This is a genomic window from Jejuia spongiicola (genome assembly GCF_023502325.1).
In the GTDB taxonomy this organism is placed as follows: domain Bacteria; phylum Bacteroidota; class Bacteroidia; order Flavobacteriales; family Flavobacteriaceae; genus Wocania_A; species Wocania_A spongiicola.
The window spans coordinates 82,490-93,351 of the sequence record NZ_JAMFLZ010000003.1; the positions used below are offsets into that span (position 1 = coordinate 82,490).

Annotated in this window: 5 protein-coding genes; 2 read left to right on the top strand and 3 right to left on the bottom strand. The window is 32.8% G+C overall.

All coding sequences use genetic code 11. The features are described 5' to 3' along the window. Positions 1-150 precede the first annotated feature (150 nt). Positions 151-1,842 (top strand): hypothetical protein, encoded by a 1,692-nt coding sequence (locus M3P09_RS07665; protein WP_249972661.1) that lies wholly within the window; start codon positions 151-153, stop codon positions 1,840-1,842. 31 nt (positions 1,843-1,873) lie between these two features. Next, entirely contained in the window at positions 1,874-4,912 is a 3,039-nt protein-coding gene (locus M3P09_RS07670; RefSeq protein ID WP_249972662.1) for a hypothetical protein, read from the top strand. Positions 4,913-5,127: 215 nt separating this feature from the next. Here M3P09_RS07670 and M3P09_RS07675 read toward each other — a convergent pair whose 3' ends face one another. The 3 genes from M3P09_RS07675 to M3P09_RS07685 are packed head-to-tail and all read right to left on the bottom strand — an operon-like array spanning position 5,128 to position 10,380. Further along, on the bottom strand, positions 5,128-6,186 hold the full coding sequence (locus tag M3P09_RS07675) for an HNH endonuclease family protein (RefSeq protein WP_249972663.1): 1,059 nt from the start codon (positions 6,184-6,186) through the stop codon (positions 5,128-5,130). A 12-nt stretch (positions 6,187-6,198) separates the two neighbouring features. Further along, positions 6,199-8,415, bottom strand: a complete 2,217-nt coding sequence (locus M3P09_RS07680; protein ID WP_249972664.1) for an AAA family ATPase — start codon at positions 8,413-8,415, stop codon at positions 6,199-6,201. 12 nt (positions 8,416-8,427) lie between these two features. Then, positions 8,428-10,380 (bottom strand): amidohydrolase family protein, encoded by a 1,953-nt coding sequence (locus M3P09_RS07685; protein ID WP_249972665.1) that lies wholly within the window; start codon positions 10,378-10,380, stop codon positions 8,428-8,430. Positions 10,381-10,862: the final 482 nt, after the last annotated feature.

The following is a 10,862-nucleotide window of genomic DNA, read 5'->3' on the forward strand; positions in this document are numbered from 1 at the left end:
TTAACTTAAAGATAAAAAAAATCATACAATAATTCATATTTAGTAAAAAAAAACTTATATTTAAATTCTCCTAAAAGAATTATTTACTGCAAATCTATTTCCCTTAAGGGAAGCTATTAAGTTATTTCCATAAATTAAAATTGTGAAATCATGACTGGAAGTGTAGCATTAGATGTAGTAATTGGGCTAGTATTCATTTATCTCTTATATAGTCTCTTTGCCACGGTAATAATGGAAATTATAAATTCATTTCTAGGACTTCGCGCTAGAAATCTAAGGTATGCGTTGAGACGTATGCTTATGAATGAAAGGCATGCCAAATGGTTCGATAATAAAATAGAAGATTCTTATTGGTTGAGCTTTTTTAAAAACTTAATAAATCTTATTCCAAGAGCTTTTTTAAAAATATGGAATACGTTTTTAAAGTTTTCAGGAAGATCAGGTAACCTAAAGGATCCAGAACTATTTCATTTATTTTACAATCAGCCAATCATTAAATACTTAGGAGGTGGTGGCATAGCCAATAAACCATCTTATATGTCTCCCAAGAATTTTTCGAAGGCATTGGTCGATAGTCTCAATTCAGATATTTCCATCGTTGTTTTATTTAAAAAATTTGGAGTTGATACTAACCTTCTAAAGCAAGAATTTATTTTGCTTGATGAAACCTCGGTTTTTATGAAAGCATATAATGAAATTGAGGACGAAAGCAAAACTTTTGAGGGTTGGTTTGAGAAAAGAACGGATATAGAAAAGTTGGGCATTGCTTCAGAGGTATTTCCAAATAATATTGGTTTAAAAAGAAACTTAAATGCCATGCAGCAACTCATCAATGGAGGTGAGGTAAAGAGGAGGCAACCTTTAGAACAATTATTTGAAGATGCCTCGTTTGACGCGAAGATTAAGGCGGGACTAGCATTATTACCTAAGGAATCCGATACTAGAAAGCACATAGAGTCATTATTAACTGATGCCGATACTAAAGTAGATGAGTTTAAACTTTTATTAGAACAATGGTTTAATGATACTATGGAGCGTTCAACAGGTTGGTTTAAGCGTAGGGTGCAGTATATACTCTTTATTGTGGGGTTTGTGCTAGCTGTAAGTTTTAATGCAGACACCATCAATATTGTTAAAAAGTTATCTAAGGACCCAGATGCTAGAGCTGAACTTGTTGAGCTAGCCGTGGAATATTCCAACGATTTTCAAGAGGTTAAGCAGATTCCAAAACCAGACGAGGATAAAGGAGAAGAAAACAAGGAAATTAATAATCCTGCTCACGATGCAATTAACAAGTCACCAACTGTAGAAGAAGATGAAAGATTTCAAGAAGTACGTGATTCATTAATCAATGTAGCTAAAGTGATTAATGATGATATTTATTCTGCTCAAAACATCATTGGCACCAATTGGAAAATACCTGAGCAATTAAGTGTGGTTAATTCTCTTGATAGTCTAAAAAAAGATGCAGTCAGGTTTGACTATCCATTAAAGGTAATTAAGAAGACGTATTTATTTGGCTTATTTAAGAAATGTGACACCATTGATGTCTATTTGGAAGCCAATAAATCTGCTGACACCATACATTTAAAAAATGCCATTCTTCCGGTGACTAAAGAGGATTTTGATAAACGTGAAATCCCTGTTAATTCTGCTTACTACAAACTATCCTACGTGTTTTTTTCTAAAGGGTTTTATAAAAACTTATGGGGTTATATCCTTACAGCCTTAGCCATTTCTCTTGGCTCCCCATTTTGGTTTGATGTATTAAATAAACTTATTAAGCTACGTAGTTCATTACAACATGAAAAACCAAACCCAAAGAAACAAACACCAAACTAAAGTATAAATAATTAAAACATCAACTGTAAAAATGGAAGTAATACTCTTTGAAAAGAATATCGAGTTATTTGAGAATAACGCAAATTTAGGAATAGAAATAAATTCAAATCAGGCAGTTATAATTAATAACCGTTTAAATAAAATATCCTTACCAATTATATTGGGTGAAGGAGAACTAACTGTATCGGGAGATACAGAAAAATTAAAGTTTAAAGATATTCCTAAAGTAAGTATTGAAGCCAAAGCTGGTTTAAAGATTGCTATTTACGATACAGCTGAAGAGGCCGTAAAAGACTTATTAATTAATGATACGCTTAACGTTGAACTACCAGAACTTGACAATGGTTTTGCTTATGGGGTATTCTCCTTTAACTATACTATAAGCGGAAAAGCAGAAGGGAAATGGCCTTTAGGCTCAGTATCTACCACTGCAAGTGTAAGTGCCTCTAAAAAGAAACGTGCAGCTGTAATAGTAAAACTTGCTAAAACCGAGCGTATTCGTTCTGCGATAGGACAACTCATAAGTGAATTACAATCTCCTAGTAGAGTTAAAAGAGCCAATGATCTAAGTCCTGGTACGTTTTTAGTGATGGAGCGAGAAGGAGCTTTAAATGCGAAATTAGGTGCACAAGCCGGTTTTGATTTTGATTGGGAAAAAGAATCTCAAAATCCGAATTTTTCTGGAACTGTAAGTCTACAAGCCAAATTAGCAGCCGAAATTAGTATTGGTCTTAATCTGCAAAATAACTTCTCTTTAGTAGTTAGTAGACCTGAAGAAGTACCAACTATTAGAGTGCAACTTTATAAAAGAAAATTAAATGGATGGAATTTCGCTGCTGGTTTAAACGCTTGGGGTAAGGCTGATTTAGGAGAGTTTAATGAATTGTCCGTAGAAGATCTTATTAAGGCTACCATAGGAATTCATCATGGCCAGATTTTGGAAGATATTAGAAAATATAGTAATCCTGATAATCTCAAAGATGAATTATTTGGGATAACAGAAGATATTGTCAAAAAAATCACCCAAATTGATATTATAAAAGATGCAAAGAAAACGTTGAATGATTTGTTTGAAAAATGGGATGCCGTTGGAGCAGAAGGAGGTGAAGCTATTTTCAAGCTTATAAAGGACAATACATCTGTAGATCTTCAGTCTTTACAGACAGAATTAAAAGATCTTGGAAACCCGGATACAGGAGTTAGTAAGTTCTTAGAAGAAAAAATGCAAGATACCGGTTTTCATGATACGGCACTAGGACAGGTTCTTGAATCCATAGTACCTTTTGATGATTTGTTTGACCTCGTTGGCGATCAAGAATTGGTTAAAAAGCTTCAGGAAAAAGCACTAAAAACCTCTGAACTATTAGATTTTGAAGCCTTAATTAAGAATCTTCATAAAGAAATTTCAGAAAAACTATCTATAGGTAAAATTAAAAAAGCAGCAAAATTCGCAGATGAAAAAGAATTAAGTGATTGGCTTAAAGGAAAATTAGAAAGCCTCTTTGATGGTCAAAAGGAACTTATAGATGAGCTTAAAGCTATAAATACCTTTATAGAAAATATGCATAAAAAAGGCGAAAAGATCCTGGAAAAGGTAAAGACTGCCCTTCAAAAAGAATATGAATTATCGTTAGCTTTTACGTATCAAAAAGAAAAAGAGCATAGCGCCCTTATTGATGCTTCCTTTAGTTTTAATGCAGATACAAACCCAACTAATGGCCTACAAGCACTGCTTAAAGGTGATTATGGGAATTTACTCACTAATGAAATAAAGGGAATTCATTTATCAAAAGGCGTTTTAACCCATAGAGTTAAAAAGCAGAAAACATTTTCTTTAAGTATTCCTGGGGTAAAAAGAGATTTTACACGTATAAATGAATCTTTTGTTAAAGGTACTTTTATGAGCGAAGTTGATGGTAGGTTCATTATGTACGAATTCGAATCTAGTGATACCATTAAAAAGAACCGCGAATTTATTAAGCTTGCTATCATGGGGGATTACCTTGGTAAAAAGAAGCAGAACGACTTTGGAGTAGAAAAAGAGTCTCTTAAAGTTTCATTTGATTTCAAATATCAAGAAAAAGCATTAAGCAAGAAACTTTTAACTCGTATTATAGACCCCTTTATCGAGATAAATCTTAAAGAGCCTTTTTCTGAAATAACGGATTTAACGAAAACCAATTGGGTAAAACAACTGAAATCAAATCATAGAAGGAAAAAAGTGCTTGGTAATACTCTAATTCGTATGACAGTAAAAATGTCTTCAGATCTTGGGAGGGCTTGGTATAGTGCACCTACTAAGAAAAAAGATGATAAATACAAAAAACTATCAGGAGCCTTGCAATCTAAACTAAGAGAACTATTGTTTATAACGGCTTTTGAGAATGAAGTTTTATTAACAAAGGGTTATGCTCTTGAAAAACTACAAGCAGTGATTTTATATGCTTCACTCCCAGTAATGTATGGCTATGATTATGATTATTATGATCTTATAAAAGATTTTAATTCACTAAAAACTAATCTGGCCAAAACAATAACAACTTTACATAATAAATTAGAAAACTCTACAGACCCCGAATTAAAAAAACGAGCCAAAAGGTTTAGGAATATAAATAATAGCATACAAGAAATTATAGAAAGAATAGAGACTAGTGAAGATTTTGAATTTTACCTAAACTTACTGGTTGGTAAAGAGGAAATGCTTATTGAAAAAGTTATTAATTCGGCTATAAAAATAGGGGAAGCCAAAGAAAATGCGGCCAGTGACCCTAAGAGAACAATGAGGCGTTTGTCCAGTTTTGGTAAAGATTTGACTAAAGCTTTAAATTCTTTTAATATTAATTTTATCACTAAGGGTAGTGGAGGAGATTTTACCCGATTTTTTGGAGCCAATTTATTTATTACTGCCTCTAAAGTTTTTGATCCTAATATTGACGAAAACACCACAGGTTATTTAGAACTCATTGTTCTTAATAAAGACTCAAAGTTTAAAATGAAAAGCTTTATGTATGGAGAAAAACCGCCTTCAGAAGATAGGTTTATGTCTCAATTAATTGTGGATTTAGAATAGTTCAGGCTTAGTACAGAAGAAGCGTCTAAATCTTGACATTCTCTTTTGCTATGGTTTACAAGGTTATATAATAATTTATGTGTTTTATATTAAATTTAGATGTGTTAGAAAACAGAATTGATAGAAGAGTAAGATTTTTAAATTTAGTGAATTACAAACTTCTTGCAGTAAGGAAACGAAAGTTGAATTTTTTAAATTTTCAATGTAAAAATTAACTAATCCAATAGTCCTTCTTTTGTAAAACCAATCGAGGCTATGCCTTCTCTTTCAAAAAAATCGCTGATTATTACTTCCTTTTGTGCTAAAAATGGTGAATCCACAGCAAACTCGTCATTAATAGCTTCCCTCATTATATTAAACTCTTCTTTGTGCTTCCTTTTTTTCGCTGGATCATTTTCCCGAATTATTAGTTTCAGCGTATTTCGTATTCCTATTAAATCTACTTTAAGTCTTTTACATTCTTTTCTTCTTGCCATTACCAAATCCTGTCTATTTAAAGCATAAGCTTTTTTAGATGCTTCTCCCATAGCATTAGGGTTACCTTGGTTATCTATTTTAGATCTAACGGTTCCATCTAGTTGAAATTCTAAATGGTCTGCTGGATTTTCTTTGCAAGGATCAATAAGTAAGCGTTCAAGTTCTTCTTTACTAATAAGTTCATGATGACTTCTAACTCGATTAGCTATTACCGGAAATCGATTTTTTTTACCTAAAGGCTCAAGTTCAACGGCATCAGGAATTAACTGCTTTGTTTTTCTATTGCATAGCGGGCAGGACCAAAGTAAATTATCCCAATCTGCGCCTAACCAATAATAACCAGGATAAATAAGATCTTCATCTATTTGATTTGTAAAAGGGTTTATTGCAGCTTTGGGTCTAAAATGCTCAATATCAGGAGGTGTGACGTGGGCAAGTTTACTTTCACAATAAGCACATTTATCGTTAAAAACGATCTTTAAATTTTCCTTTAGCTTAGCGTTTTTATAAACACTAAACTTTAAATTAGTTTTCTTAGTAAGTTTTTTGTCATTATTGAAATTATTGGTATCAGCAAAAAAGGCAATAGCTTTTAATGTTTCTGCTTCAGCCTTTGTGAATTTCTTTCCATTTTCCAACCTCTCGAAAATGTCCTTAAAATGTTCTACATTGGCATCAATTAATAACTTAAGGGTTTCGCGCAATGCATTATCCTTGTCTTGATTTCTATCAAGATTAGTATTCTTTGTTGTATAAATTGAAATATTTGGGCGTTTTGGGCGGTCTATCTTTATCATATTTGAACTTCTTTAATTATTGGTCCATAAAGACTTTATTTCATCTAATTCATCTGCACTAAGTGATTCTAATTCCTTTTTTAATGAACGTTCATCATCTTTAGCATATTCCTTTTCAACGGCTTTAAATGCTATTGCCTCATCCATAGTTTCACCTAGCAAGGTATTTGGACGTAATTTACCAGTTAATGAATCTTCAATTAAATGATCCTTTAATTCTAATTTCAATCCTTCTAAACGTTCCTCTTGAATTTCAGTGTGTTTTCTTAGCGATTGCAATTCATTAAACTCTGTAAATTTACGTTCCATTTCTGGATCTAAAGTTGTATAGAGTCCGAAGATAGAAGTTAATAATTGCCCTACTTGCATGCTCTTAGGTGAGGGTAAATCAGTCACAATCTCAATTTCTTTGTTTTCATCTAAGCGTATTAAAATAACCTCTCCTTCCTCTAAACCACGTAAACAAAGAGGTTCATGTGTAGCAATTATAAAGTTAATACCAGGAAACGTTTTTCTAAGCGCAGAAATAATACGCATTTTCCAACGTGGGTGAAGATGCACCCCTATTTCATCCACTAAAACAATACCTTGAGCGTTAAATATGGAAGGCCACACTTTGCCAAAGCCCATCATGATATCTAATGCTAGAGCTAAAATAGCTTTATAGCCTGCGCTTAACTCATCTAAGGAAATCCCTTCTTTATTTGCATATAATTTCAAACATACAATTTGGTTGCCTTCTTCATCTTGATCTGGATAAAAATACTGATCATCATCAAGCGACAATAAATCTGCTAAACTCTTTGTGATTTCCTGAAACAGTTCGTTATCCTTAATTTTTTCTGTAAGCCATTTATTACCATTTAGTAATAGTTTTAAAGGATTGAAAAGATTTTCTAAAAACGTAAAATCTTTACTATGTAAATTGTCTAAACTCTTCGAAAATAAACGAGTGGCTCCATAAGCACGAACAATTAGTTGTGGCGCTTTTGGAGTGACAGTAAATAAGTTAGTTGATTTATCAAAATTAAGAGTAATAGGCCTAGTTCTATCGTTTAAATACATCTTAACCCAACCACTTGTTACATCTGAATTTCTGTTCACAAAAGCACTAGCCTTTAGATCTAGCTTATCCAAACGTTCTTGACCCGCTAGTGTTAATGCAATAGCTTGTAGAATGGTGCTTTTTCCGGTGCCATTTTCACCTAAAAGGGCCATCCATGGTTCAATTATTTCTTCAGATTCATTTTCAGCAAAACTTAGTTCTAAATCTTCAATAATCTTAAAATTACTTATTTTAACTTTTGTAATCCATCTACTCTGTCCAAAATACGTGCTCTTACCTTCATCACCCATTTTATCTAAAGAATACGATTTTCTAGATTTTTGCTTTTTCTTGGCGCTTCCAGTATTACTTTCTCTAGATGGCTCTTGTTCTCCGTAAAAAGGCAAGTATTCTGGAATCTCATTTCCATATACTTCAAGAAGTTGAGACTTATAATTGCCCCATTTACAGTCTAAAAAAGGACTTGAAAGCCCTGTATGATCTTTAATTAGAGCAATACTATTTGAGGTGTCAAAATTGGGTAGTGATTTAACCTCATTATATTGCGCTATTAATTTAGCTAAATTCCTTAATTCTTGACGTCTCTGCCGGCGTAAAGCACTTCTGTTTAGCCCCAGTATTTTTATTGTCTGCTGACCTCGTTTCGTAAAACCAATGGCTTCTTCTTTTTCATATCCAATATGCTGTTCTAAAAAGTCGTTAGGATTACAAGGATCTAAAAGTAAAGGCTTCTCAACAGATAGATCCCCCATAACCGCTGCCCGATTTCCTTCTACCGGGAAATTATTTCGTTTGTATCTTCTGTTACATGCGGAGCAAGATAAATACATATTCAACCATTCATAGGCCAACCACCAATAGTGATCTGGGTCAAAAGAGCCATCTATATTCATGGAGCCATCTTTTGGTCTATATAAGTCATTATCCCCTTTACTTGTTGATTTTATTGGATCTTCGCAGTAGGCGCATTTTCCATTAAATAAATGCTCTAAAGCATCCATTACCTCTTTCTGATCGGTTATTCTGCTGAATTTATAGCGCTTAAAATCACTTTTAATATTATTTATATCATAAAAAGCTTTCAACTTTTCAAACTCTTGTTTCATTCGCTCAGAATCAAGAATGGCTGGCTTTTTAACGGATTGTCTATCTATATAAATCATAATATTCTAAAATTATTGACGGGATAGATAATTATCTGGATTCTCTCTGGCTATTAAATCAAAGCTTTCTTCGTCTATAGCTGTTTTAGTTTCAATAAATAAGTCTTTATCGGAATTATGATTTCTAACCACATAAAAATCTGTTCCATAAAGAATATGACTACGCAATCTGTTTCTACCTTGCATATGAGAAGCTTTTTTGTTCTTAATGGTCTCTGCATCATAAATCTCTTTTTGAGCTTCGTAATTGGTCCCTTTTTGTAAAGTTTCATTCAGCAATGGGTAAATAGATGGTTTGCTAATAATATAGCTTAAATCAGCATAAATATTCTCGTACTTCATAAGCATACTTGTAATGATAGCATACCAATCTGTATCAAACCATAGGCTGTTAATTTTATCCCAAGATATAGGATCATTCAACTCTTCTGGTATAAATTCTATCCCTTCATCTGGTTTAGTTATTATTGAACGTGTGTAAACATCTCTATCCGTCTCCAAATACTTTGTCCATTCTTCTTCACCACCGTAATGTGCTAAACAAATTTTAAGGTTACTCAAATTATAACTAAGTGGTGTTTCGGAGTCTTTATATCCAAACAAGTTCCTTATTTCTTTATCCTTCACCTTTGCTAAAACCTGTTTTAAAAGACGTTCTTCATATAAACACAGGTAATTCATTGGGTGTGTAAAATTGAATTGAAACTCTACATTTTTTTGCTGCGGCAGTAACATAGGTTCTGCTGGACTATGACGTCTATCTTTATAATGCTGCTTAAAAATAGGATGGAAGTTCCATTCCTTTTTCTTTTTACCTCGGTAGTAAATCACACCAACAACACAATGTGTCATAATAGGAATATTATTTTCAGAGGCATAACGCCAAAAGGGAAGCAAATGTTCATTAAATACATAATAACCCAGAGCCGGATAAATTTTAAAACCGCTAAAAGCTCTATCTTCCATATAGGTTTTCACAAAACAAGGTTTAAGCACCATTTTATTGTTCATTATTTTATAATCGAAAAATGCTTTTCCTTCCTTTTTAATTCGTCGAGGGTCTAAAAACAGAAATGGATGGTATTGTTCCTCATGTTCGTTTTCTCTTCTTGTTTTTACAAATTCCCATAGCTCTCGCATTTGGTATTTATAAGTGTCTTTAAAATCGTCTTCATGCCAACCATTTGCTATTTTTTCATCCTTCTTTTTTAATAAATCAGACCTTAATTTAGGTGTACCAGCCCCCATAAACTCCATATCCATAGGGAGGATAACCATATCAGAATCAGGCGGTAACTGGTGTAAGGCTCGTTCTGCAACTTTCTGTTGCGTTTTGTAAAGAGCAAATCTTCCCATGAGTAAATAACGCTCTAAAAGTTCCATACCTTGTGTACTGACAATCTTGTTAAAAACAGGAAAGAGCCCTTTAATCAGGCTCCATATTGTCCTTCGGCTCCAGTTTATAAAAACCATAATCACCCCAACCCACAAAAGTTTTAACCATAGACATATCTCAAAATAGAGGTAATACGTTCCCATTTTATTTTTTATCCATTCAATAACTTTTGAGGTAGTTTCATCCAAACCAAAAATGCTAGCCATAACTGTTATTGCATAGATAACGGCCACTACAGATAACCAAAGTACAAACAGTTTATATGGGTAATATAGATATGGTTTATTTTTAAAATTGAACCTTCTAATAGCACTATCGCGTTCTTCTTGTCTAAGCTTGTATATCCTATTCCATTCCTTATCCTTGTCTTGATCATTATCTGAACCTTTAAACTTTGGAAATTTTAAAGCATGCTTATAACTATAATAGCGTTTGGCAAGATTTACGACATGCCGTGTGTGAATAAAATAATACAAAGGCCATGGAATAATGGTTTTGGCCAAAAACGGAGGTACAAATTGACTTGTAAACACATGAGCATGTGCGTTAATTATTTTTTTCTTTGGCATAACTAGTATTATTAAATAATTATATTAAATGATAGGGTAAATACCTTGTATTAAAAAGCATATACTTTCTTTGGAGTGACAAGAATTCTATTGTCTTGTCGTCGATTGAAAATTAAGGGAGAATTTAAATATACAATCTTTTTGTTTTTTTTTCAAATTTTAACACCTTTTTTACTAGGTATTTGAGTGAGGTTGAAAACTATCAATTGATTGAAACCACAAGGTTTCTTTAAATAATTACTTTTGCAGGAAGAATATGCTGTATCTATTGCTATCGAAATAAAATATTTCTTAAACGTTCTATAAAGTAATCTTCGCAGGAGTTTTAAGTCCTTAAAAAACTTTCCTTTTTATGTCTTGATAACTTCATAATGAAAGGTACATCTAGTGTAAGAATTTTTAAAAACTTAAATGAAATGTTTTCCCTCCTCTAGAACCTCACACTCTAGAACCTACCTCTATTTTACCTGTGGTATTAAGCG